The 23133-nt window shown below is 57.1% G+C and carries 24 protein-coding genes; 9 read left to right on the top strand and 15 right to left on the bottom strand.

The window, feature by feature from the left end; all coding sequences use genetic code 11:
- Window positions 1–90 precede the first annotated feature (90 nt).
- Window positions 91–1020 carry an ABC transporter substrate-binding protein gene (locus tag ACK6D9_RS04255; protein ID WP_322990669.1) on the bottom strand — a complete coding sequence of 310 codons (930 nt, stop codon included), beginning with the start codon at window positions 1018–1020 and terminating at the stop codon, window positions 91–93.
- Window positions 1021–1300: 280 nt separating this feature from the next.
- On the opposite strand from ACK6D9_RS04255, the gene ACK6D9_RS04250 reads away from it, so the two are divergent.
- Window positions 1301–2254 (top strand): sugar-binding transcriptional regulator, encoded by a 954-nt coding sequence (locus ACK6D9_RS04250; RefSeq protein ID WP_412050755.1) that lies wholly within the window; start codon window positions 1301–1303, stop codon window positions 2252–2254.
- A gap of 18 nt (window positions 2255–2272) precedes the next feature.
- Here the strand turns inward: ACK6D9_RS04250 and ACK6D9_RS04245 are convergent, their stop codons facing one another.
- The 6 genes from ACK6D9_RS04245 to ACK6D9_RS04220 form a co-directional block, all read right to left on the bottom strand.
- Complete coding sequence (locus tag ACK6D9_RS04245) at window positions 2273–2638, bottom strand: hypothetical protein (RefSeq protein ID WP_322990666.1); 366 nt, start codon at window positions 2636–2638, stop codon at window positions 2273–2275.
- A 219-nt stretch (window positions 2639–2857) separates the two neighbouring features.
- Window positions 2858–3847 (bottom strand): sugar-binding transcriptional regulator, encoded by a 990-nt coding sequence (locus ACK6D9_RS04240; RefSeq protein ID WP_412050754.1) that lies wholly within the window; start codon window positions 3845–3847, stop codon window positions 2858–2860.
- Between the two features lie 36 nt (window positions 3848–3883).
- Window positions 3884–5164, bottom strand: a complete 1281-nt coding sequence (locus ACK6D9_RS04235; protein WP_412050753.1) for an acetoin dehydrogenase dihydrolipoyllysine-residue acetyltransferase subunit — start codon at window positions 5162–5164, stop codon at window positions 3884–3886.
- A 17-nt stretch (window positions 5165–5181) separates the two neighbouring features.
- Window positions 5182–6192 carry an alpha-ketoacid dehydrogenase subunit beta gene (locus ACK6D9_RS04230; RefSeq protein WP_412050752.1) on the bottom strand — a complete coding sequence of 337 codons (1011 nt, stop codon included), beginning with the start codon at window positions 6190–6192 and terminating at the stop codon, window positions 5182–5184.
- On the bottom strand, window positions 6189–7193 hold the full coding sequence (locus ACK6D9_RS04225) for a thiamine pyrophosphate-dependent dehydrogenase E1 component subunit alpha (protein ID WP_412050751.1): 1005 nt from the start codon (window positions 7191–7193) through the stop codon (window positions 6189–6191). Before ACK6D9_RS04225 ends, ACK6D9_RS04230 begins: the two co-directional genes overlap by 4 nt.
- The gene (locus tag ACK6D9_RS04220) at window positions 7186–8517 is read right to left on the bottom strand and encodes an NAD(P)H-dependent oxidoreductase (RefSeq protein WP_412051732.1); all 1332 of its coding nucleotides are present in this window, start codon (window positions 8515–8517) and stop codon (window positions 7186–7188) included. Before ACK6D9_RS04220 ends, ACK6D9_RS04225 begins: the two co-directional genes overlap by 8 nt.
- Window positions 8518–8756: 239 nt before the next feature.
- Between ACK6D9_RS04220 and ACK6D9_RS04215 the strand changes: the two genes are divergently transcribed.
- From ACK6D9_RS04215 to ACK6D9_RS04180, 8 genes are all read left to right on the top strand, one after another.
- Window positions 8757–10310: an ABC transporter substrate-binding protein gene (locus ACK6D9_RS04215; protein ID WP_412050750.1), complete on the top strand. Its 1554-nt coding sequence runs from the start codon at window positions 8757–8759 to the stop codon at window positions 10308–10310.
- A gap of 32 nt (window positions 10311–10342) precedes the next feature.
- Window positions 10343–11287: a sugar ABC transporter permease gene (locus tag ACK6D9_RS04210; RefSeq protein WP_322989988.1), complete on the top strand. Its 945-nt coding sequence runs from the start codon at window positions 10343–10345 to the stop codon at window positions 11285–11287.
- 3 nt (window positions 11288–11290) lie between these two features.
- Window positions 11291–12136, top strand: a complete 846-nt coding sequence (locus ACK6D9_RS04205; RefSeq protein WP_412050749.1) for a carbohydrate ABC transporter permease — start codon at window positions 11291–11293, stop codon at window positions 12134–12136.
- Between the two features lie 4 nt (window positions 12137–12140).
- Window positions 12141–13190 carry an ABC transporter ATP-binding protein gene (locus ACK6D9_RS04200; RefSeq protein WP_412050748.1) on the top strand — a complete coding sequence of 350 codons (1050 nt, stop codon included), beginning with the start codon at window positions 12141–12143 and terminating at the stop codon, window positions 13188–13190.
- A 21-nt stretch (window positions 13191–13211) separates the two neighbouring features.
- A complete protein-coding gene (locus tag ACK6D9_RS04195; protein WP_412051731.1) occupies window positions 13212–14174 on the top strand; it encodes a carbohydrate kinase family protein in 963 nt (320 codons plus the stop codon).
- 225 nt (window positions 14175–14399) lie between these two features.
- Window positions 14400–14864 carry a hypothetical protein gene (locus tag ACK6D9_RS04190; RefSeq protein ID WP_412050747.1) on the top strand — a complete coding sequence of 155 codons (465 nt, stop codon included), beginning with the start codon at window positions 14400–14402 and terminating at the stop codon, window positions 14862–14864.
- 1 nt (window position 14865) lies between these two features.
- Complete coding sequence (locus tag ACK6D9_RS04185) at window positions 14866–15462, top strand: hypothetical protein (protein ID WP_412050746.1); 597 nt, start codon at window positions 14866–14868, stop codon at window positions 15460–15462.
- Window positions 15463–16556: 1094 nt separating this feature from the next.
- Window positions 16557–17317, top strand: a protein-coding gene (locus tag ACK6D9_RS04180) for an IS5 family transposase (protein WP_412050745.1) whose coding sequence is annotated in 2 segments (ribosomal slippage) — window positions 16557–16890 and window positions 16890–17317 — 762 coding nt in all. Because the reading frame shifts where the segments join, the coding sequence is not laid out codon by codon here.
- Between the two features lie 103 nt (window positions 17318–17420).
- On the opposite strand, the gene ACK6D9_RS04175 is transcribed toward ACK6D9_RS04180, so the two are convergent.
- The 8 genes from ACK6D9_RS04175 to ACK6D9_RS04140 all read right to left on the bottom strand — a co-directional run bounded on the left by ACK6D9_RS04175 (window position 17421) and on the right by ACK6D9_RS04140 (window position 23129).
- Window positions 17421–18260, bottom strand: coding sequence for a cell envelope integrity protein TolA (locus tag ACK6D9_RS04175; RefSeq protein WP_412050744.1), 840 nt, complete (start codon window positions 18258–18260; stop codon window positions 17421–17423).
- A gap of 122 nt (window positions 18261–18382) precedes the next feature.
- Window positions 18383–18796, bottom strand: a complete 414-nt coding sequence (locus tag ACK6D9_RS04170; RefSeq protein ID WP_412050743.1) for an ExbD/TolR family protein — start codon at window positions 18794–18796, stop codon at window positions 18383–18385.
- On the bottom strand, window positions 18796–19182 hold the full coding sequence (locus tag ACK6D9_RS04165; protein WP_412050742.1) for an ExbD/TolR family protein: 387 nt from the start codon (window positions 19180–19182) through the stop codon (window positions 18796–18798). The genes ACK6D9_RS04170 and ACK6D9_RS04165 overlap by 1 nt, the downstream gene beginning before the upstream one ends.
- Entirely contained in the window at window positions 19172–19867 is a 696-nt protein-coding gene (locus ACK6D9_RS04160) for a MotA/TolQ/ExbB proton channel family protein (protein WP_412050741.1), read from the bottom strand. The genes ACK6D9_RS04165 and ACK6D9_RS04160 overlap by 11 nt, the downstream gene beginning before the upstream one ends.
- A gap of 31 nt (window positions 19868–19898) precedes the next feature.
- The gene (locus ACK6D9_RS04155) at window positions 19899–20324 is read right to left on the bottom strand and encodes a hypothetical protein (RefSeq protein WP_412050740.1); all 426 of its coding nucleotides are present in this window, start codon (window positions 20322–20324) and stop codon (window positions 19899–19901) included.
- Between the two features lie 48 nt (window positions 20325–20372).
- Window positions 20373–21170: an ABC transporter ATP-binding protein gene (locus ACK6D9_RS04150; protein WP_412050739.1), complete on the bottom strand. Its 798-nt coding sequence runs from the start codon at window positions 21168–21170 to the stop codon at window positions 20373–20375.
- A complete protein-coding gene (locus ACK6D9_RS04145; RefSeq protein ID WP_412051730.1) occupies window positions 21167–22069 on the bottom strand; it encodes an iron chelate uptake ABC transporter family permease subunit in 903 nt (300 codons plus the stop codon). Before ACK6D9_RS04145 ends, ACK6D9_RS04150 begins: the two co-directional genes overlap by 4 nt.
- Window positions 22070–22160: 91 nt before the next feature.
- On the bottom strand, window positions 22161–23129 hold the full coding sequence (locus tag ACK6D9_RS04140) for an ABC transporter permease (RefSeq protein WP_412051729.1): 969 nt from the start codon (window positions 23127–23129) through the stop codon (window positions 22161–22163).
- Window positions 23130–23133 lie beyond the last annotated feature (4 nt).

Genomic DNA, 23133 nt, shown 5'->3' with positions numbered 1-23133 from the left:
TGCCCAAAACCGGACTCCGGTTTTGGGCTGACGCTGCGGTAAGCTAACCAACAAAGCCTAGGGGATGACCAGTCGCCATCCCGGCGCATATTATCCGCCGAACAGCTCCGTGAACTTTTCCTTGTCGGCGTCGGTCTTCATCAAGACTTCCTGGGTCTTGATTGGCATGACCGTGACATCGACACCTTCGGGAAGCCAATCAGGACGACCGATGGATTGGTTGGCAGGCAGATAGCCCTGTTCGAGTGCCAGTTTCTGGCCCTCATCGGAGAGAATGAAGTCGATGAACTTCTTCGCTGCGGGAACATTCTTTGCCGACGCCATGATGGCCACAGGCTCGGTCACGGCGGGCACACCTTCGGACGGAAACACGAACTCCACCGGCGACCCCTTAGCTTTCGCATTGAGTGCCATGAAGTCGACCATGATGCCGTACGGCCGTTCGCCACTTGCCACTGACTTGAGAACAGCGCCATTGCCGCGAACACTGATGAGCTCGTTCTTATTCAGCTTCTCGAAATAATCCCACCCGAGATCTGGGTTGGCGACGAAACCGCTGAGAAGAAAAGCCGCAGCGCCCGAATACAGGGGGCTCGGCATTACAACGAGGCCCTTGTACTCGTCACCAGCAAGATCGGCCCAGTGCTCGGGCTTCGCAGTCACACCGGTATTATAGGCAATGCCGGTGGTGATCAGCTTGCTGCCAAAATAGGTCTTGTCCGCATCATAAACGTTCTCTGAAAAACCATCCACGTTCGCTTCCGGGTAGCTCAAAAGCTTGTCCTGAGCCTTGAGGCTCTCCATGCTCACTGCATCCGCGATCAACAGGACATCAGCCTGCGTTGCACCTGCGGCGAACTCAGCGGCAAGCTTGCTCATGATGTCGCTGGTCCCGGACCGGTAAATCTGCACCTCAACGTCGGGATTGATCTTTTGGAATGCCTCAACGGTCTTGGCCGCGTCTGCGTCCGGCTGGGACGTATAGAGTGTCAGCTCATCCGCATGTGCGCTGGAAAGCATGAAGGCGGCAGCGAAAAACACCGGGGCGCGCTTCAGTGCTATGGAAAACACGTTCATATTGTTATCTCCTCACGGGTCCAATTGTGCATTTAATCAAGACGCACTTGCATCTGATCATACACCACGTGCAAGCCACCGGACCTGGTGGTAGCTTGCAACCTCCTCACTACTGTTCATTTGTAACATCAATATGACAATTGAACAACCTATCAATCATGCTGACTGCGACATATTTGTGGTAAGGAAAAATGCTTTCATTTGGCGAAGCAGAGGACATCAGATGAATGACAAGGAATGGCGGAGCAAATCCTCCAACCTCAAAGTTAAGACTGCTTGGCTCTATCACGTTGAAAAAATGACTCAGGAGCAAATTGCCGAGCACCTGCAAATCAGCAGGGTCAAGGTGATGCGAACATTAGCCGAGTGCGTCACCGAAGGTATCGTCGTAACGACGATCAACAGCACTGCTAGTGAACAGATTGCTGTCGAGCGAGCGCTTGAAAAACGCTGGAAGCTGGTATCCGCCATCGTCATCCCCTCCCCCACCAATGAAAAGAATCTGGAGAAAGCCATCGGGCATGCCATTGCCCGCTATCTGAGCACGGAGATGGGTGACGGAAAGACGCTGGCTATCGGCGGCGGCGCGACCCTGTTCGGCAGCTTGCAATTTCTTGAAAAACGCAAGCTGAAAGACGCTTCCGTCATCGGACTCGTTGGCAGCCTGCCGCATTCAGGATGGATCAATCCCTCTATTGTCGCTGCAAAGGTAGCCGAGGCATTCGATATCGACAGCTACCAAATCACGGCGCCCGTGGTGGTCGACGACCCGAAACTTGCGAAGGCGCTGTGGGCACAGGCGCCTTTGATGGAAGTCAAACAGCGTGCGGCAAATGCCGATATCGCCTTGCTTACCGTTGGGGAAATATCGCCAGATGCCACAATCTTCCGACATGGCATTGTCGGCAGTGAATTTTTCCCATCGCTGACCGCCAAAGGGGCCGTCGCCAACATACTTTGCTATTTTATAGACGCGCAGGGCAAACTTGTTGACCACGAACTCAATAGCCGCATCATGGCGGTCGATTTGGCAACCGTTGCCAAAATTCCGAAAATTGTTCTGGCCGCTGGTGGCGCCGCGAAAGTGAAGGCCATCCTGGCTGCACTGCGGCTCATGCCGACGGGAGTCCTCGTCACTGACATGCTGACAGCCCAAGCTTTGCTCCAACACGATTAGTGTGTTGGCTGACAAGGGTCAGAGGACGCCCCGCCCCTTCAGAAACTGTTCCAGACCAACATGGGTGATGGCTTCGAATTCAGCGACCGCCGCGGCAAACCGGTTGTGTTGATTGATCATCAACCGAAATACCTGGCGCATCTCCACCGACACCCCAAATCGTTCCCAGTGTTCAGCGACGTGGCTGGGCATATCAAGATCGCGGCAAAAATCAGCGATATTGTCGTATCCAAGCTGAGCCAGGCTCGCCTTCACGTCTGCAGGCGACATTCTCTCTTCGGTCGCATGGTCATGGAGCTTATGGGCAAAGAGTCGCAAATCAGAGGGAGATGAATCGAGCACCCGTTTGACGATGTTTGGCACCTGCATTGGAAGTTTCGGCATCTTGTATGCTCCGGTCTTGTCGAATGCCCATAGATACAATGACGGCATCCCCTGAGCAAATCATATGGGACGAGTCAGGCGATCCCGCAATGAGCTGCAGCCTAGCAATTCTGGTTCGTTCAGGCTGCTTTATTTATTGATCCAATGCGGCCGATCTAAGGAAGTTCAGAGCAGAACCACGCCGCCCAACCGACCCTCAATATGCCTGCTCGATGTGTCTCATTCATCGCGGTCCAACAGGCGTTTGGCTGTGGCTTCGTCGGTGACAAGCGTGTTCGGTTTCACCGACTTTAAGACTGCCCGGATGATTTGGGTTTTCTCCACACCGCCGGAAATCAGCACCTTGTTCGACAATCGCGATAAACGATCGACCGACACGGCGATACAGCGATCATTGACCGGATGGTGAACAGGTTGTCCGTCCTTGTCGAGAAAATTATAAAGAACATCCCCCACCGTACCGGCCTCGGTCAGCGAAATTCGTTCCGCCTCCGATACATGGCCAGTTCGGTAAGACGTCGTCATTGTCGAAATGCCGCCACATGACAAAAGCACGACGTCACAGGTCTCGGCCATACCCATAATATGATCAAGCCCGCAATGCTCAAGCAGAGCATGCTTGGTCTGGGCAGAATCGACGATCGCCGGAGCTGGAATCAAAAAGCCTTCTGCGTCAAACAATTCGGCAAACTGCCAGGCAAATTCTGCCGGATTGAACCTACGCGCCTGGGCGATGCCCCCAAGCAACGACACGACCCTGGCCCCTTCGAGGGAACGGCCCTCGATATACGGAAGCATGGTGTGAAGAGTTCGTCCCCATCCCACACCTATCGTCACATTGTTGCGCATCAAACCCGAAACATATTCGCCTGCAGCGGCCGCGATGACCCGCGTCGGATCGCCGCCATCTAAAGCGAACGGAGCAACGATTGCCTTCCCCAATCCAAATTTCTTCTCAAGTTGGATCTGGGATTCGACCAACGATCCGAGCTTCGATTTAATCCGGATCACGACTTCGCCACGTTTTCTGGCTTCCGACAGAAGGCGCGTGATCATGATCCGATTGACACCGAGTCGGTCCGCAACGTCGGACTGAGTCAAACCTTCAATGTAATAGAGCCATGCAGCCCGGACCCGCATTTGGCTTTGCGGATCCATCGCGGTTTTACTGCGGGCAACAGCGCCGTTCGGTATTGTGTCTGCTGCCATGAGATATTCCCGCACTGATAATCGTAGTCGCAGCTATCATAGATGGGAGCGCAAGAGTTTTCCAACCTCGTTCGGAATTTCAAACTGCGGCGTGTGTCCGACATTTTCGAACAGGTGCAGGCTTACCCGACCGGGTGCCCGCAGCGCGTGTTGCCAGGGGATGATCCGATCCTGCCTGCCCCACACAATTTTCGTCGGCGTTTCCACGCGGTCCAGTGCGGCTCTCATGTCAAACGCCTGCACACCATCAGGGAAGACAGCATCCGCCAGTGCGATCTGAGCACCGCGCATGCCAGCATCTGCGCGCGTTGCCATCGCTGCGCGTACATACCCGTCGGATATCAAGCGCTCATCCGCTACCATATACTTCAGCCAGGGGCCCAGGCTTTCGGCGCGCGTGGCATTGCCGATTCCGGTGAGTGCCTGTCCATTGATGTCAGGCCCAAGACCACAGGGCGCAAGAAGCGTCAGGGAAGCAACAGTCTTGTGACGGGTGTCGGCGAGCGCAAGGGCTACCGCACCACCGAGGCTGTGGCCAACAAGGTGCGCGGTTTCAATATCAAGCGCGTCAAACGCACGGCGCACTTCAGAGACAAGATCGGCAAAACGGGTTATGCGAAGTTTGGGCGACTTGCCGTGAGACGGCAGCTCGATCCGGATGATCGGGCGGTCACTCAGGTGTCCTTCCAGAGGAGCCCAGGATTTTGCATCGCTGGCAAAGCCGTGGAGCAGCACGATGGGTGTTCCGGCACCACCTTTGCTACGGGTAACAGCCAGCGTTCCGGTCTCGAAGGAAAAACCAGCTGCCGCCGCTTGGATTGGTTGAGACTGGGGTTGCTGCAAAGTATCGCGCACATCCCCAGCCTGAACACGGCCGCGAGGCCCACTTCCATCAATTCTGCCGATGTCAATTCCGGCCTTCCGGGCCAGCGAACGGGCCAAAGGTGTAGCCCGCGTCTTCTGATGCTCTGCCCCGCCGGAAACTGCTTCTTCTGCAGGCTTCTCGATTGCCGGATCGCGACCACGATCCAGATTCGCTTCGGGCGCATGACCTGTTGCTGACGGCGCGACAGTAACAGGGGGTGGGCCCACCTCCTCGCCCTCAACATAGATCCAGGCCACCGGCTGCCCAATCGGAACGTCAGTCCCTTCGGCGACCGGATGATGCAGATACCCGCTCTCGGAAGCTTCAACCTCCATCGCGGCCTTGTCTGTCTCGATATCGAAAAGCGGATCGCCTTGGCTTACCTTGTCCCCCGCTGCGACATGCCAAACCATGATCTTGCCGCTGGCCATGTCCATGTCAACTTTGGGCATGATGACTTCAACAGGCATCAGATAAGACCTTTAGCAATGTTTCGGGCGGCTTCCAGAATGTCGGGCACCTGTGGCACGACCGCCTTTTCGAGCTCGGGATTGTAGGGGATTGGGCTCTCCGCGCCGCCCAAACGAACGATCGGCGCCTCCAGGAAGTCGAATGCATCACTCTCGGCAACCATGGCCGATATTTCGGCACCGACGCCCAAAGTCTTGACGCCTTCATAGACGCAGATCAGTTTCCCGGTCTTGCGGACAGACCCCAGAATCGTTTCGCGATCCATCGGACGCACTGTGCGAAGATCGATCACTTCGACATCGATACCCTCGCTGGCCAAGGTTTCAGCCGCAGCCAACGCCTTGTGAACCATCAAAGATGTGGCGACGATGGAGACATCCGCGCCCGGTCGGCGGATAGCAGCCTTGCCGATCGGCGTTGTGTAATAGCCCGCCGGGACATGGCCCTTCATCTTGTAGAGGATCTTGTGCTCGAAGATCATCACCGGATCAGGGTCTTCCATTGCCGCCAGAAGCATGCCCTTGGCGTCTTCGGGCGTCGAAGGCTGAATGACCTTCAGGCCGGGAACGTGACCGAACCATGCTTCGAGGCTCTGCGAATGCTGCGCAGCCGCCCCGGTTCCCGAACCAGCCGGGAAACGCATTACCAGCGGAACAGAAACAGCTCCGCCCAGCATATAGCGAATCTTGGCCGCCTGATTGACGATCTGCTCCATCGCCAATGCAGCGAAATCCGAGAACTGGAATTCAAAGATCGGCCTGAGCCCCGTCAGAGCAGCCCCGACGGCAACGCCAGCGCCGCCAAGCTCCGAGATCGGGGTGTCGATCACCCGGTCTGTACCATATTTCTCGACGAGATTGCCGGTCACCTGGAACGCGCCGCCATAAACACCGATGTCTTCTCCCATGAGAATGACGCGTTCATCGCGTTCCAGAGAGATGTCCATCGCCTCGCGAATTGCTTCGGCGTAGGAAAGCTCCCGCAACTCGGTATTGTCCTCAGCGCTCATACTGCGGCCTCTTCGGTATAGACGAAACGGATGGCATCCCCCAGTTCGGGTGAAGGGCTTGCCGCCGCAAACTCGACCGCGTCCTTGATGGCCTGGGTCGTTTCGGCCTGAAGCTCCTCGAGTTCGCGTTCCGATATGATCTTGTGCGAGACAAGCAACTCAATCATCTGCCGGATCGGGTCGAGTTCCATCCATTCGCTGATCTCTTCCTTGGTGCGGTAGCGGTTGCGATCGGATTTCGAATGGCCGCGCCATCGATATGTCAGATTTTCAACAAGGGTTGGGCCTTCGCCGGCCCGGGCCCGCGCTACCGCGGTATCGACGGCTTCGGTTACGGCGGAAAGATCATTGCCGTCAACCGTCACGCCCGGCATTGAGTAGGCCACAGCCCGTTCCGAGATATTCTTGACTGCCGTCGAGCGTTCAATCGATGTCGACATGCCATATTTGTTGTTCTCACAGACGAAGACCACCGGCAGTTTCCAGACCGAGGCCATGTTAAGCGCTTCATGGAAGGCGCCCTCATTGTTGGCCCCGTCACCAAAGAAACAGACCGTAACAGCGCCCGTTCCCAGCCGTTTTGCCGATAGTGCAGCGCCCACAGCAATCGGCAGGCCGCCGCCAACGATACCGTTGGCGCCCAAATTGCCCTTTGTCACATCGGCGATATGCATAGAGCCGCCCCGACCCCGGCAATAGCCCGTTTCCTTGCCAAAGAACTCGGCGAACATCTTTCCAAGGTCGGCGTTCTTGGCGATGCAGTGACCATGGCCGCGATGGGTCGATGTGATCTTGTCTTCATCGCTCAACGACATGCACGATCCGACCGCGGATGCCTCCTGCCCGATCGACAGGTGCATCGTGCCGTGGATCAGGCCGCGCGTGTAACAATCCTCCGCACCTTCCTCGAATTTGCGGATCAGGATCATCTTGCGCAACGCCGACTTCAGCGCCTCCGGCGAGTAGGCGCGAATGGCATAAGGGGTATTAATTTCAGACATTGGCTGCCACTTTCCCGTAGAGCATTTCGTCCTGACGGCGGCGCAGTTCGACGATCTTCGCGTTCGGCAGGGTAGCATTGAGCGCAGTGATCAATTCGCCTTTCCGGATCGGCGAAGTCACCGTTGCGCCAGTCAACAGGCCGGCCGGATGTGCTTGAGCCGTGCGCGCGCGAGACACTTCCATGGCCCAGGCGCGATAGGTATATTCACCAATCTGATCGAGCTTTTCGCCGGGCTTCAAGTCCCGTTTTGCCACCGCCGCAACTTCCGCGACCGGCCTGTCGAGGGGGACCATGTCGGCTTTGCCGTAAAGAACGGCGCGAGCACAGGTCAGCGGCACTTCCAGCGAAGTCAGGTGATAGGGACGGATAAACTCGAAATAAGGTCCATCGCCCATTTTCAGGTCGGCTAGGCGCTCGCGAATCCGCGGGTGCTCGGCTTCGATAATTACAAAGACCCCCGGCGAAACGCCCTTTCCGATCGAATAATCGACACGACCTATCCCCTTCAACAGACCGCCGTCTTTTTCAGGAATCAGCGTCTTGGCCAGTTCTTTCGGGCCGGCGGCAGGACCATGCATGCCGTCACAATCAGGAATCAGACCAGTAGCGTTGGCAATGGCGGACATTTCCACCATGGTCTTTGATCCGTCAACAAACTCGACCAGCAAACGCGGGTTCATATGACGCTGAATGGCTTCCGCTTCATACCCATCAGGAGTCGCGTCAATATTAAGCGGGTTGTTCTTGCCCTTGCCGGCACAAACAATCTTGTGGCCCATCGCCGACACGAATTCGATCAACTCCATGCAGGAGGAAGGTTCGTCGCCTGCACCCAAGCTGTAGACCACACCTAAACGCTCGGCTTCGCGTCGCAGGTACGAGCCGATGGTGACATCAGCCTCAACATTCATCATCACCAGATGCTTGCCGTGCTCCATCGCGCGCAGCCCGATTTCGGCACCAACCGCTGGAATGCCCGTAGCGTCGATAACGACATCGATCAGACCCGACTGGAGAATTGCATCGGCATTATCGGCAATCGCGGTCTTGCCGCTCTCGATCACGGTATTCAACGCATCGATAGTGTTCGCATCCTGGCTGTGGCCTTTGGATCGCCTCGCAATTTCGACCGCTTTATGCGCCGCCGCCGGATTGATTTCCGAAATCGCGGCAACCTCCACGCCATCCATCATGGATGCGCGGGTGACGATGTCGGTTCCCATTTCGCCTGAACCAATCAGACCGATGCGCACCGGTTTGCCGTTGCTTGCCCGAGCAGCCAGATCCCGGGCCAGCCCCGTCAGTGCTATGTTTGAGCCCATTTTTAAACCGCCCTCTGCCAATCAATTAATGTGCAAAAGCATCGTGAACTTTAGTTCATCTGTCAACTCAAATGTTCAGATATATCGCCAGCACCGAATTGACTTGCGCTCCTAAATGAACAAAGTTATTTTTGTACATGCAAATGTTCTGGCGTTGTGGGAGACTGCAATTGCCTAAAACGTAATCCCGGGGAGATTACGATCCGGGCACTCATGTGAACACTAGGGAGGAGAACCTAATGGAATTCAGAGGCAAGTTCTCACGCCGCTCATTTTTGAAGAACAGCACCGCGGCAGGAATTGCGATCGCCGGCACAACATGGGGCACTCCGCTGCTCGCGGCATCGAATCTTCCAGATCCGCAAAGCGTGCTCGACGATATTTCAATCTCGAAATACGTGCGCAAGGACTACCAGAAACTCTATGGAATGTCTGACGACAAGCCGATCTGGGACAACAGCAAGGACTGGATCCGGACCGTCGACTGGGAAGCAGTCCGCAGCGAGTTGGCCGGAACCACGGTTCGCTTCGCAGTGGGCGCAGCCGACGCGGAATCAGCAGCCAACGGTCTGGCACCTTTCGAGGCACTTTCAGGGATCAAGGTCGAACTGGTTCCGATCCCCGATGACAGCTTCTATGACAAGGCACTGGCCGAATTCATCTCGGGCAATGCATCGTTCGATGCACTCCAGTTCTTTTCGCCTTGGCTGGGAGACTTTGCAGCCCCCGGCTTCCTCCATGAACTGGATGGTTTCGCCGACAAGTGGAACCTGCCGCTCGACGATTTCTATGACACCTACCGGCTAAACTACGGCTTCTTCAACGGCAAGATGTATGGCATTCCGTTCGACTGCGACATTCAGATGGTCCATGTCCGCAAGGGCTATATGGAAAAGCTGCTGGGCGGCGAGGTTGATCGTGTCAACTCAATTCCGACCTATGACGAACTGATCCGCGTTTCACGCGAGCTCAACAAGGTCGAGCCGGGCGTATCCGGCGTTGGCCTGATGGCAGCGCCCGGCATGTGGTCCACCTACACTTGGGAACATGTGTCCGCTCAGGCCGGTATGATGTTGTTCAACGAAAACTGGGAACCGATCTTCAACGGCGATGCAGGCATGAAGGGGCTCGAGATCATTCTCGAATTGTCCAAGAGCGCCAATGAAGGCCATGCCGGCGCCGGTTGGCCGGAAAACCGTGCCGCGTGGCTGGGTGGTCAGGTTGCCACCAACATCAGCTGGCAGGATTCCGGCACCCAGGCCATGCGCCCGGACCAGTCGCAGATCGTCGACGACTTCGTCACCATCTACGAACCCCGCATTACCGGTGGCCGCTTCGCACCGCCCAACATTGCCGGGTCCACCTCCTGCGTCGCGGCATCGGCTCAAAATGCCGAGGGCGCGTTCCTGATGCTGGCCTTCCTCACCACCGGTTCGATCATGGCGATGAACGAGGCCAATGCCAACGGCGTTGCTCCGGGCTACAAGTCGGTGTTGAACAATCCGAACCTTCAGGAAGTGTCGCAGCCAGCCAAGGTCTGGGCCGATTCGCTTGATCACGCTTGGTGCTCGCCGCGTTTGCCGGGAGCCTTCCCGATCGAACAGGCCATCGGCAACGAGATCAACCGAGCCGTCGTTGGTCAGATCACTGCCAAGGAAGCTCTCGACAACGCCGCGGCGGCCGTCAAGGCCATCATGGCAAGCAACGGCTTCTATCAGGGCAACGATCCGGTCGACTATGCAGCGGTTGCACCAGGGCTCTATGTCGGCGAAGGCAAGCCCCTTCCCTTCTGAACGGCCAAACAACAGACAGACAGGATCTCAATGTGAGTAAATCCTCCCTGCCGGACACCGGGGCGACAGCCGTCGCCCCGGCTTGGCCGACGCATAAGAAACTGAAACGGCGCAGCAAACGTCTCAAGGCTTGGTTTCCCTATCTGCTGGTGGCGCCGGCCGTCATCTATCTTTTGCTGATCACACTCTATCCGGGAATTTACGCTGTCATTCAGAGCTTCCACCATGTGAAGTTCGGTCCCTGGCAGCCGGCAGGCTTGGCCAATTACACCCGTCTGTTCCAGGATTATCAATTCTGGGGCGCGATCTGGAACACGCTGGTGATCGGCTCGATTTCGCTGGTGCTGCAGTGTGTGCTGGCGCTCGCGATCGCATTTTATGCCTACCGCGACCCCTGGGTAAAAGGATGGCGGATCATCTTCCTGGTTCCGATGCTGTTCATGCCATCGGCCGTGGCGTTCATCTACAAATTGTCATTTCTCGACGCGCGGGTGTTTGCCGACCTGCTGATGCGGATCGGCCTGATTGACGGCAATATTGCGTACCAGTCGTCGATCTGGATGAGCCGCGGAATCCTGATCCTGGCCGACGTCTGGCAATGGACGCCTTTCCTGTTCATCATCTTTGTCGCGGCCCTGCAGGGACAGGATGAGGAGGTTGAAGAAGCCGCACGACTTGATGGCGCATCCTGGTACGCAATCTTCTGGAACATATCGCTGCCGATGATGAAGCCGGTGATTGCCGTTGCCCTGATCCTGCGCGCCATCGACATCACCACAATGTTTACGAACGTCTTCATCATCACCAAAGGCGGGCCGGCCTTCGGCACCGAAACCATCAGTTATTTCATCTATCGAACCGGGTTCAAGTTCTTTGACTTTGGTTATGCCTCTTCGGCATCAGTGATCATGTTGGTGCTCACCATTATCATTGCGCAGCTTGTTGTGAAGCGCGCCTTTGTCTCGGCGAGGAGCTGAACCATGGCCTCCCAACGCAAGAATTCTCGAAGCGAAAGCCTGCTGTTGCGGTATGCAATACTCGGCGCCTGGGCCTTGTTCTGTCTGGCCCCGGTGCTGTGGTTCCTGTCCATCGGGTTGCGTCCGCGGACAGAGATCATCACGCCGCAACCGATTTACTGGCCCAGCTTTTCGCTCGATGCCTGGCACATGATCTGGCAAGACTGGCCGATGGCGAAATACCTGCGCAACTCGGTCGCGGCAATCTTCGGCTCGGTGATCATCGATCTCGTTCTCGCAGTTCCGGCGGCCTATTCGCTGGCTCGCTACACCTACCGCGGCAGAGACGATATCGGATTTTACATTCTGTCGACGCGCATGATGGCCCCGGCAATCGTCGCCATCCCGATTTTTTTCCTCTTCCGCAATATGGGCTTGCTGGACACAGTCTGGGCGTTGATGCTGGTCTATGCCGCGATCAACCTGTCCTTTGTGACCTGGATTATCCGCTCCTACATGCTCGACATTCCCAAGGAACTTGAGGATGCCGCCCGAACCGACGGCGCGGGCGATCTGCGCATCCTGTGGGAAATCATCATCCCCGCCGTCCTGCCCGGAATCATCACAGCTTCGGTGATCGCCATGATTTTTGCGATCAACGAGTTTCTGTTCACACTGCTGATCGCCTCGACGCCCAACGCCTACACGATGTCGGTGGCGCTGGCGAACTTCACCGGCGGATCCGACGGTCTGATTTACAATGCAATTGCACTGGTTGCCTTCCTCGCCTTTGTGCCGGTCTTCCTGGTGGTTGTCGCCATCCAGAAGCACCTGTCGCGCGGTCTGACCATGGGCGCAGTGAAAGGATAAGAAAATGGCGCGAATTGAACTTACGGGCATTCAGAAGAAATGGGGAACGGTCTGGGGGGTTCGGGACGTCAATATCGACATCGCGGATGAGGAGTTCATCGTCTTTCTGGGACCTTCAGGCTGCGGCAAGACGACGACCATGCGAATGATCGCCGGCCTGGAAGATCCAAGCGAAGGCGAGATCCGCATGGACGGCGAGGTCATGAACGAGATCGATGCCCGTGACCGGGATGTAGCGATGGTGTTTCAGGGGTATGCGCTCTATCCCAACATGTCGATCTACGAAAATATCCGGTTTCCGCTTCGGATGCGCGGCGTTAACAAGAGCGAGCATGACACGCTGGTCCGGCGCGCCGCGGATCTGGTTGAAATGACTGATTATCTCGACCGCAAACCCGGTGCCCTGTCGGGTGGTCAGCGCCAGCGTGCAGCCCTTGCACGCGCCATCGTGCGCCAGCCGCAGGTCTTCCTGATGGATGAACCCTTGTCCAACCTCGACGCAAAACTGCGCCAGGCCATGCGGGTTCAGATCAAGCACATCCAGCGCCAGTTGAAGATCACCACTGTTTATGTGACCCACGACCAGATCGAAGCCATGACCTTGGCCGACCGGATTGTGATCATGCAGTCAGGCCTGATCCAGCAGATCGGCTCACCCAATGAGATCTACAATGATCCGGCCAACACCTTTGTTGCCGGCTTTATCGGATCTCCGCCGATGAACCTGATCGAGGGCCAGTTGAGCGATGGCGTTTTTACGGCTCCGGGGATCAAGGTCGCCGGGCTCTCCCGGTCCCATACCGGCAAAGTAACGCTCGGAATTCGCCCGGAAGACTGTACGGTGGGCGGCAATGGTGGGCAGCTCAACGGCACGGTTTACGGTGTCGAACCAACCGGCGACATCACCTATCTGACCATCAAGGCGGGCGACAAACTGCTAGAAGTCAAGGCGGATCGAAATTACCGCTCGGAACTGGGCCTGCAAGAAGTAGTGGCATTTGACCCGGCACGCATTTACCTCTTCGATGCCGAATCCGGACAACGCCTGCGCTGACCGGTGGTGAGAGGCATGGAGGTGCATATGACGTTCGATTACACTTCGATGGGATTTTATACATTCGATGCACTCTGCCGTCCGGTGAGTGACCTGCCCGCCGGTGGTGGCACCCTGTTTGTGGACGATTTCGCTCTGGCCGTTTCCGGAGCGGCCGGGTCTGCGTCCATCGTGGCGGCAAAGCATGGTCTCAAGGTGCAAGCGGTTGGGGGCGTCGGCCATGACCTCATGGGCGACTGGGTCCTTCAACGGCTTGACGATTTCGGCGTCGACCGGATTCTGATGCAGCGCTGCGAAGGGTTCTCGACATCTTCCAGCATCGTCACGACCCGCCCCGACGGCGCCAGGCCGGCGTTGCACAAGCTTGGAGCAACAGCCGGCTTTTATGTTGACGATGACCAGGTCGACCGGGTCCTCGACACAAAAACCCTCCACATCGGCGGCGTCGGATTGATGGATGCCATGGATCAGGGACGCAATGCCGAAATTCTGAAAGAGGCCAAGAAGCGCGGCTGCATCACAACGCTTGATGTATTCGCCTCGACTCAGGACGATCTGCCGCTGATCAAGCCGCTCCTGGCCCACACTGATTATTTCCTGCCTTCTGAAGAAGAGGCGGCAGCACTGTCGGGTCTGTCCGATTTCGAGGACATTGCAAGCTTCCTGCTCGATCACGGCGTAGGCGCCGTGATCCTTACACTGGGGGCTGACGGCGCCATGTACCGGGACGCCAAGGGAAACAAGATCGACATACCGTCCTATGACATCGACGTTGTCTGCACCTGTGGCTGCGGTGACTGTTTCAATGCGGGCTTCGCAACCGGCCTTCATTTGGGTCGTCCCATCGAGGATTGCATTCGACTGGGCCAGGCCAGTTCAGCCCAGAATGCTCTGGGGCTGGGCTCCCAAGCCGTGGTGAAGGATCTCGAAACCACACTTTCATTCATGGCAAACACAAGGATTCGTGGTTATGATGTGGGCTGAAATAACGAGGGCCGCAGAATGACCGTTTCGCACCCCGATCCACGAGAATTGACACTGCCCTTGCGGGATCTCGTCAGGGGGCTTCGCCAGAAGACATCGACACCTCGCGCCATGTTGGCGCCGACTCTGGAACTTCTTCCAGGACCGTTGCGGGACGTCATAAAGGATATTGCCCATATCGGCCGTGAAACCGGGCACGGGACGCGAGCCACCCGGCAGCCGCAGATGGCGGTGATCACCCGCTCTGCAGCGGCGCTGCGTGGTGAAGCCGTTGCAGCATCAGATACGGCCGCGGCTGCATCCTACGCCATCGGCATCCTGCTCGACGCCGTCAAGGCAAGGGATCTTCTGGTCAGTGAAACCATGCTCGCGCTGTGCTGGCACGACGCAAGGGAGCAACCATTTCGTGCCGCAGGCTATCTTCACGCCTTGTTTGACCGTGAGCCGTTTGGCGTCGCTCCCGGATTGCTTCATTCCGATCCGACCCTGAGTGACACGGAACGTCTGAGGATATGTATTGCAGTTGTGCTTTGGCTTCTCTCGGATCATGACGATGAAGGCATATCAGAATTTGAGTTGGTGAAGATCGCGGGTTGGCTGGCCGTGGATTGTCTCGATACCTGCCAGGCTAAATGGGATGATCGGGAACAGCTTCAAACCATGCTGATCGACACCGCCGGGAGGATTTGAGGTGAAAAATGCCCTGCATGTGCTGGAGAGAAACAATCTCCCTGTGCGCAAGACCATTCGTCGCGCACGTTGGTTCCTGACCTCTTTTCGTGATTTCCTTGGCGCTTTCGAAGATGAAACGCAGCGAAAATTTCGCTTGGACGACGGCAAGTTGCTGTCGGCGTTCACCGCCTGGTTCCGGGCTTTTGAGGCGCAGAAATACAAGGCCAAGGAGCACCGGCTGGAGTATGTGACCTTTGCCGCGGGCCTAATGTTGCGCGAATTGGTGCGTTATTCTCCGGTGTCGGTTGAACCGGGCCCGGGCACTGACGATCTTCGCAGGCCGGCCGACTACTGGCCGGAAGGCTATCTATATGTCACATTTTGTCTGGCCGTACGTGAGGCTGTCATTGAGCAGGATTTTTCACTCCTGGACGACACCACACCCGAACTTGGCGACCTGCGGACCTGGTGGTCCTTTCGCGAGAACGCGCTTGAGGACATCAATCTGGCCGTAAGCTTCTTTGAACGCTTTGCAGGTGAAACGCCCAACTGGTCCACCCCCGGGCTCTTTTTGCCACGGTCCCCTGAACAACGGCTGTCTACTGGATCGCAATGAGGCGACCCGCCCACACGGAATCTATCATTTGAGCCCTGGTGCGGGGATCCGTGTACCCAAGGGCACTGTTTGTCTGATGGAGCCGGAGAAAGGCATCCGTCGTATGACACGCCGGCATTTCTCCGCGGAAGATGAGGTCCTGTGAGCTTCCCCCTATGTTTAAAACAGATTGTATCTTTCTTGGTTCAGGTTCCCAAAACGGCTGATTAGTGTTTCCATTTACCCATGTAATGAGAACGGCGGCGCAGCTGTGTTCTGGTTCATGCTTCCTGAGAGGAACAATGAGGATGACGATTTCCACGGAACTGCAGGACAAACTCTGAAGGGCTACAACAGGCGGCCTGAAGATCTGTTCGGCTGCCGTGTAACACCTAGCCTATAATCCTTCCCTCCATTCCAAGGGAAATGTCGCACCATCAAAGTCTGGAATCAAACATATTTTGAATGCCACTTGTGGTTCGGCCGTGATCGCTCCCGACGGATGCAATTCGCAAAGAACGGCCCAAAGCAGTTGCCCCGCAGTCGGATCGTTTTCCGCTGACAACCACGTCCCGCGCGGCAACAAGTCTCCAACATGGCTCGTGCACAGGACAAACCGATGGTAAGCTTAAAACACATAGGTGCAGATCTCACGAGGATAACGGAAGCCTTTCAGCCGCGGCATGTTTGTCGGCGTATACATGGACGCGATTTAGGCCAACACAACTGACCGATCAACTTGGCGGTACCGGGGTGACGTCTTCCGAAGTGGGTGTTGTCGTGGCGAGCAGGACTGGCTGTTTCTGCTCGCAGACGAGGCGTCTCCGTCTCTTGTGGGAACGCCTCGCCCGGACCAAAGTTCAACGGTTTGCATCTATACGGCCAGGATCGGAAATAGTTTGATTGGCCCTGCATGCCGCATAGACACAATGCCTCCCCGCACCATCACATCGGCAACATGAAATTCAAAGTGACAAACTGGGCGGAGTTGGAGGCAGTCCAACCGATGAGAGCTCCTGAAAATTCGAGGGGCCTGAATACCTAGGCTCAGGACCCATTAAATTGCTTGCGGGACGGATTGCGGACTGATTCACTGGTGCCAGGAGGATACTGGCATGAGTGATTTGATTTGGCTTACTGACAGACAAATGCAGCGGATTGAACCGTGTTTCCCGCTATCGCACGGGGTCCCGCGGGTTGATGACCGGCGGGTTCTCAGTGGCATCTTTTTTGTTATCCGCAACGGGTTGCGCTGGCGTGATGCGCCATCGGACTATGGTCCGCACAAGACAATCTACAACCGGTTCATCCGTTGGAGCCGGCTTGGTGTGTTCAACAGGATACTCGCCGAGCTTGCCGGCATGGCCGGGACGCCCGATCAGGTGATGATTGATGCAACCCATCTCAAAGCCCATCGCACGGCCGCGAGCCTTTTAAAAAAGGGCCTGTTCCCAGACGTATCGGACGCACCAAAGGCGGCTTGAATTCCAAGCTGCATGCGGTTTGTGATGGCGTGGGACACCCACTGGTTTTGCTGCTCTCGGAGGGACAAATGAGCGACTTCAAGGGCGCGGCGCTGATGTTTGACGCCATTCCGGATGCAAAAGCCCTGCTCGGTGACAAGGGCTACGATGCAGACTGGTTTCGTCAGGCACTCAAGGCGCGAGGCATAGAGCCCTGCATTCCGCCCAAATCCAACCGCAAAACCGAAATATCGTTTGACAAGACGCTCTACAAAAGCCGTCACAAGATCGAGAACATGTTCGGAAAGCTCAAAGACTGGCGGCGCATCCACACCCGCTACGACCGTTGCGCCCACGCCTTCATGTCAGCCATCGCAATCGCAGCAACCATCATTTTCTGGATCAATCAATGAGTCCTGAGCGTAAGCCAAGTTGCCATTTCGCTTGCGACAGAACCGCGCCTGTAACCCTCAAGAAAAAATGCAGCCTCCCCCAAAAACCATCGGAGCCCCTAAACTACCGCTTGAAAGCTAGAGGCACAGAAAAACGCCAACTGTTTCGGCCTGCGCCAGAAGGTATCGGCGAGAACGGTGCAGCGCGATGGACCGCCTCCAAGGCTGCGTTATCGAGGATCAAAGATCCGGAACTGCGGACGATGCGGATGGAACTGACAGAGCCATTGGCGGCAACAGTGAAGGAAACCACCGCCTGTCCTTTCAACCTGTCCTTTCGCGCCGCCTTCGGATAGCGCAGGGCCCGTCGCAGTTTTGAAGCCACCTTGCCGGGATAATTCGAAACCGCTGCATTGCCGGCCCGGGTTTGATGTTTGGCGGTTACGACACCTTTTGAAGCGCCCTTCGAACTGCTTGTTGCCTGTTTGCCGCCCCTGCCCCCGCTTGACTTTGCGGTCTTCGGTTTCGTCGCCGCCGTTTTTTGCGTTGGTTGCGCCTTCACACTCGGTTTGCTGACACGTGCATGCGGGGGCTTCTTTTCGGCGGGCGCTTCGCTGCGCGCCTGTTCCGCTGCCGTCATCTCAGGGCGTGGAAGCGGCACGGGAATGTCGGCAACAGCGGCTAGTTCACCGAGCGGCGTAAGATCGGCAATGACGCTCTCGATCTCGAGCGCTTGCACGATTGGGGTCGGTGCGTTTTTATGATTCTCCAACTTCACTGGCTCGAGTGGGGCGGCAACAACTGCCTCCAATTCCGCAGTGTCGCTGGGATCAAGACTCGCTGTTTCGACCGGCTCAAGTTGCGCCAGGGAATCGTCCACCGGCATGAGACTATGTTCATCGGCCTCATCTGCAGCTTCTCCGGCCGCCAGTGCGTCTTCGAAGGCGGTGCCGACAATCATCATGTCGACCGGACTTCCGCCGGCGATCTGTACTTCCGTCTCTTCAGACACAAACACCGACGCCAGCGCCACATGCAGGGCCAACGATACCGCGACCGCAAGACAAACGCCGGCCCGTGACCGGTTCATGATCCGCTCCGCTCTGTCACAAGCACGATTTCGTCGATGCCGCCCGAGCGCAAAGTTGTGAGCAGCTTGAGGAGCTCCAATGCGGACAAATCCCGATCAGCGGCAATGCGCAGCGGTGCCATTTCCTGACCTTCGTCAAGCGACAAGATCGCCTTCCAATCCGCGACATGGGCTGTGGGATCGACCGGCTCGCCGCGCCAGCTCACCGTGCCATCTGAACGGACGAAAACCATGTCCGGCGGTGGCACGCTGTCCTCGCGTTCCGAGGCGATATAGTCAACTTGACGATCTGCGGGCGGCGCAAGGCTCCCGGCGATCAGGAAAAAAATCAGCATCAGGAAGACCACGTTGATCAGGGCAATTGTGCTTTCCTGCTTTCGGGGTTTGAGATGTGGCGGAATACGGATCATTAATTTCCCCCTGAAACCGATACTGGCATGCCCACAGCTTCCGCTGCCTCAAGCGCGCCGACAAAGTTCTGGGCGGAGGCTGTTTCATCAACAACGATGATCAGCCGTTCAGCACCTTTGGCCTTGACCTCCTCAAGGGCTGCGGGCAGCGCCGAGAGCTCCTTCACTTCACCGTTCAGCGCATAACTCTCTGCCCGCACCACCAGCAAGGCGCGCGCCTTGCCGGGCATTGCTGTCGTCCCGGTCGCGGGCGCTGCAACAGGGACCTGCGAAAAGCGCGAGAATGTTGAGGACAGCATGAAAAACAGCAGCAACAAAAAGATGACATCTATCAGCGGCGTTAGTGTCAGCCTGCGCCGCCTGAAATGGGAGACCTCAAGATGCAAGGGACAGGCCCTCCGGGACCGAACTTACCGATTCAGCCTCAGCGATAATGCCGGCAGGAGCCAGAATATCGGAGGTCAATGTCTCGATAGCCACCCGCTCGTTCTCGACGCGGCTTTCAAGCCAGGTCAGGACAAGCGAAACCGGCATGGCGACCGCCAGCCCGGCGGCGGTGGTCAGTAGTGCCACCCATATGCCGCCGGCCAGGATCGTCGGGTCGACGACACTGCCAGCTGTTTGCAACTTCCTGAACGCATCAATCATGCCGAGAACGGTCCCGAACAGTCCAAGCAAGGGCGCAATCTGGGCAACCGCATCCAGCAACCGGAAACCCGACTGCAGGGCGTGCAATTGCCCCACGGCGGAACGCGACAGACGCTCCTCGATATCGGCCTTATCGCGCTGGCCGCCGCTGATCAGCGCAATGGCCCGTGCAACACCCTGCGCGGCCGGCGACCGTCCGGCCCGGGCCAAGGCAAGCGCCTCGGTTGGTCGGTTTTCGATCCAGAGCCTGACAGCATTTTCCGCACGATTGCGACGGCCGACATGAAGTCGCGAGAATTCCCATAGTTTCATGACAATAACAGCAAGGCTGACCACGGAGAGCAGCATCAGGATCGCCACGACCGGTCCACCCAGGTTTATGAACCCGAAGATCAGCTCTATTGAATCGGTCAAAAATGTCATGGTTTCATTCCTTGGGTTTGGACTTTCGAGGTCACATGCCGAACGGGATCGCGGTCCGGTTGCTGGTGGTCAAAGCCGCAGCACAGGCGGCGCCGTCGATGCTTTCGCCTTTGCAGCGGGCTACGCCATTGACGAGGATTCGCGTCACCTCCGGGCAACCGGTGTCCGGCAGGTCGAAACGCTTGACCAAGGTCTTGCCCGGAGCCAGCGCCCCGAAATCGAACACCGTCATCAGTCCGACCAGTCCTGCGGCGTCAAACACCACCATTTCGATGCCAAACGCTTCGAGCGGAGCCGTAAATCCGTTGGCGACGATGAATGTGGCCCGACAGGCGTTGTCGCTCTGCTCAAGCCGGTTGAGTTCGAGCGTGAGCTTTGGAGCAGCTGCACTCTGGGCGACGGCGGCTCCTCCCAGAAGCAATGTGAAAAACATAGTTGCGGACAAAATACTTCTCATTCGGACGTTCCTTTGTCGGGGGTGCTTCCAAAAAACTGAGATCCCTGGTCAACCGGCATCAGCAGACAGCTCCTGCCGCGCGGTCGCGGGATTGAAATAGTTGACGATGAAGTGTCCGTCGTTGTGGTCCACCTGAACCGGAAGATCGTAGAGGTCGGACAATCGTGCTGTTGTCATCACCTCGCGTGTGGCCCCCTGATAAGCGATTTTCCCAACCTTCATGGCAACGACTCTGTCAGCGAAATTGGCCGCGATATTGAGATCGTGAAGCACAACAACCACAGTCTTTCCGGCTGAGCTTGCGGCGGTTCGCAGCATTTCCATCATTGAGATGGCGTGACGGATATCGAGACTGGCCAGTGGTTCGTCGAACAGCATGTAGCGGGCATCCTGGCAAAGCATCATTGCCACAAAGGCGCGCTGGCGTTGTCCGCCGGACAATTCATCGAGAAAGCGGTCTTCCAGCGCCGTCAGTTCGAGGGCTGCAAGCGCATCGGATATGTGGTCCTGGTCAACAGATGTCAGCCGGCCACCCGAATGCGGGAACCGGCCGAAAGACACCAGATCTCTTATTTGCAGCCGGGCTGTTACGTGGTTTTCCTGCCTGAGCACCGAGAGTTGCCGGGCCAGCTTCTCGCTTCTGGTTTCGGCCACATCGAGACCGTCAACGAGAATTCGGCCGCGGTCTGCCGTGATCAGCCGCGCCGCAAGCGCCAGCAAAGTCGACTTGCCCGCCCCGTTTGGGCCGATGACCGCGGTCAGTTCGCCAGCAGGAATCGTAAGGCTAACATCGTCGATGACACATGTCTCGCCATAGGATTTCGTCAGCCGCTCGATCTCGATCATCGTGCCAATCCTTTCACAAGCAGAAAAATGAAGGTCAGCCCGCCGGCGAATTCGATGACGATCCCGACTGCAGAATCGAACCCCAGGAGGTTTTCCAGAACAAGCTGTCCACCGGCCAGCAACAGGATGCCCAAAAGGATGGAGGCGGGAAGCAGGTAACGGTGGCTGTAGCCACGGATCAGGACGTAACTCAGGTTTGCGATGAGAATGCCAAAAAAGCTGATTGGTTCGGAGGCATTAAGCGGTCCCACCAGCGCCGTAGAGGCGGACACCAGAACCGACACCATGATCAAAATCCCTGTTACGGCGCCGCGATGATTGATTCCCAGATTGATTGCCTGATCTCGCCCGAGCAGCAGGGCGTCGAGGCCATAACGGCCGCGCCAGGCGATCCCGCACACAAACACGACCGCCAGCGCGCTGACAGCGATCAGCGTCGGATCGACGCCGCCAAAGCTCGCAAACAACCGGTCCTGCAACACCACGAATTCGTTGGGATCCATGATCCGCTGCAGAAGCTGCGTCACGCTCCTGAACACCAGACCGAAGACCACGCCTACCAACAGCAACAGATGTAGTCCGCGACGCTCGCCCAGGAACAGCCAGCGATACAGCAACAGCGAAAACACAAGCATTACCGAGGCCTCGATGACGAACATCAGCCGAGAATCGAGGGTGGAAACCCGGCCCGCGCCGAGGCAGAACACGAACATTGTCTGTAGCAGCGCATAAAGTGCGTCGAAACCGATGATGGATGGCGTCAGAATGCGGTTGTTGGTCACGGTCTGAAACAGGATGGTCGATACTGCGGCACTCGCAGCGACGAGGCAGATGGCAACAAGTTTACGCCCCCGCAGCTCCAGCACGTAGCCCCAGTTTGCCGTGACTCCAACGGTCATGAAAGCCAAGGCCGCCGCAACCACCAGCCCGGCCAGAATGGCCAGGACAATGCGCGGTGCCAACAGACGCAGTTGCGGTTTTACGGTGCGATCAGGATACACGGCTGGATCGCCTCAGAAGCAGGAAAAGAAAAATTGCGCCGCCAAGGACACCGAACACCGTCCCCACAGGAATCTCATAGGGATGGACAATGATGCGACCGACAATGTCGCAGCCAAGCACCAGCAGAGCACCGGTCAACGCCACCCATGGCAATCCGCGTCGCAGGTTGTCGCCGATGGCAAGGCTGACCAGATTGGGCACCACCAGTCCGAGAAACGGGATTGACCCGACAGTGGTTACGACAATCGCCGAAACCGCTGCGACAATGGCAAGGCCGATAGCCATTGCCTTGTCGTAATCGAGCCCGAGATTGCGACTGACATCGCCGCCGAGACCGGCAATGGTGAAACGGTCAGCCGCGAAATAGGCCGCCACTGCCAGCACAAAGGTGAGCCAAAGCAACTCGTAGCGCCCAGCTATGACCAGCGAAAAATCACCATTCCGCCAAGCCCCAAGCGATTGCAGCAAATTGGTGCGATAGGCGATGAATGCGGTCAGCGAACCGATGACGGCGCCGAGCATGATGCCGGTGAGCGGCACCAGCAGCGGCGAATAGGGAGGAATACGGCGCACCAATCGCAAGAACAACGCTGTTCCCACCAGCGCGAACAACGCCGCAACAAGCATCTTGACGACAACCGGAGCGCCGGGAAACACAAGCAGCATCAGCAGCATGCCGAGACTTGCCGCTTCAACGGTTCCTGCTGTTGAGGGTTCGACGAAGCGATTTCGTGCCAGCATCTGCATGATCACTCCAGCCACCGCCAGGCTGGAGCCGGCCAGCACAAGAGCCAAGGTGCGCGGAATGCGGCTTTCTGCAAGTGTTTGCAGCGCCTGGGGCCTGCTTGTGGTGTCGACAAGATTTTGCAGCGTGACATCAATCACACCGACAAACAGGCTCGTCACAGCCAACAGCACAAGCAGTAAAACGCCGCCGCCCAGCCGGATATTCTCCACCGAT

The organism is Hoeflea sp. Naph1 (genome assembly GCF_046837775.1).
Lineage (GTDB): Bacteria > Pseudomonadota > Alphaproteobacteria > Rhizobiales > Rhizobiaceae > Hoeflea.
This window is presented reverse-complemented; position numbering and strand designations above follow the sequence as displayed.

Bases quoted from the DNA above. Each gene is read 5' to 3' on its own strand.
- ACK6D9_RS04255 (WP_322990669.1), bottom strand. From the start codon at position 1,020: ATGCTTTCCAGCGCACATGCGGATGAGCTGACACTCTATACGTCCCAG.
- ACK6D9_RS04250 (WP_412050755.1), top strand. From the start codon at position 1,301: ATGAATGACAAGGAATGGCGGAGCAAATCCTCCAACCTCAAAGTTAAG.
- ACK6D9_RS04245 (WP_322990666.1), bottom strand. From the start codon at position 2,638: ATGCCGAAACTTCCAATGCAGGTGCCAAACATCGTCAAACGGGTGCTC.
- ACK6D9_RS04240 (WP_412050754.1), bottom strand. From the start codon at position 3,847: ATGGCAGCAGACACAATACCGAACGGCGCTGTTGCCCGCAGTAAAACC.
- ACK6D9_RS04235 (WP_412050753.1), bottom strand. From the start codon at position 5,164: ATGCCCAAAGTTGACATGGACATGGCCAGCGGCAAGATCATGGTTTGG.
- ACK6D9_RS04230 (WP_412050752.1), bottom strand. From the start codon at position 6,192: ATGAGCGCTGAGGACAATACCGAGTTGCGGGAGCTTTCCTACGCCGAA.
- ACK6D9_RS04225 (WP_412050751.1), bottom strand. From the start codon at position 7,193: ATGTCTGAAATTAATACCCCTTATGCCATTCGCGCCTACTCGCCGGAG.
- ACK6D9_RS04220 (WP_412051732.1), bottom strand. From the start codon at position 8,517: ATGGGCTCAAACATAGCACTGACGGGGCTGGCCCGGGATCTGGCTGCT.
- ACK6D9_RS04215 (WP_412050750.1), top strand. From the start codon at position 8,757: ATGGAATTCAGAGGCAAGTTCTCACGCCGCTCATTTTTGAAGAACAGC.
- ACK6D9_RS04205 (WP_412050749.1), top strand. From the start codon at position 11,291: ATGGCCTCCCAACGCAAGAATTCTCGAAGCGAAAGCCTGCTGTTGCGG.
- ACK6D9_RS04200 (WP_412050748.1), top strand. From the start codon at position 12,141: ATGGCGCGAATTGAACTTACGGGCATTCAGAAGAAATGGGGAACGGTC.
- ACK6D9_RS04190 (WP_412050747.1), top strand. From the start codon at position 14,400: ATGGCGGTGATCACCCGCTCTGCAGCGGCGCTGCGTGGTGAAGCCGTT.
- ACK6D9_RS04175 (WP_412050744.1), bottom strand. From the start codon at position 18,260: ATGATGATTGTCGGCACCGCCTTCGAAGACGCACTGGCGGCCGGAGAA.
- ACK6D9_RS04170 (WP_412050743.1), bottom strand. From the start codon at position 18,796: ATGATCCGTATTCCGCCACATCTCAAACCCCGAAAGCAGGAAAGCACA.
- ACK6D9_RS04160 (WP_412050741.1), bottom strand. From the start codon at position 19,867: ATGACATTTTTGACCGATTCAATAGAGCTGATCTTCGGGTTCATAAAC.
- ACK6D9_RS04155 (WP_412050740.1), bottom strand. From the start codon at position 20,324: ATGAGAAGTATTTTGTCCGCAACTATGTTTTTCACATTGCTTCTGGGA.
- ACK6D9_RS04150 (WP_412050739.1), bottom strand. From the start codon at position 21,170: ATGATCGAGATCGAGCGGCTGACGAAATCCTATGGCGAGACATGTGTC.
- ACK6D9_RS04145 (WP_412051730.1), bottom strand. From the start codon at position 22,069: ATGACCGTTGGAGTCACGGCAAACTGGGGCTACGTGCTGGAGCTGCGG.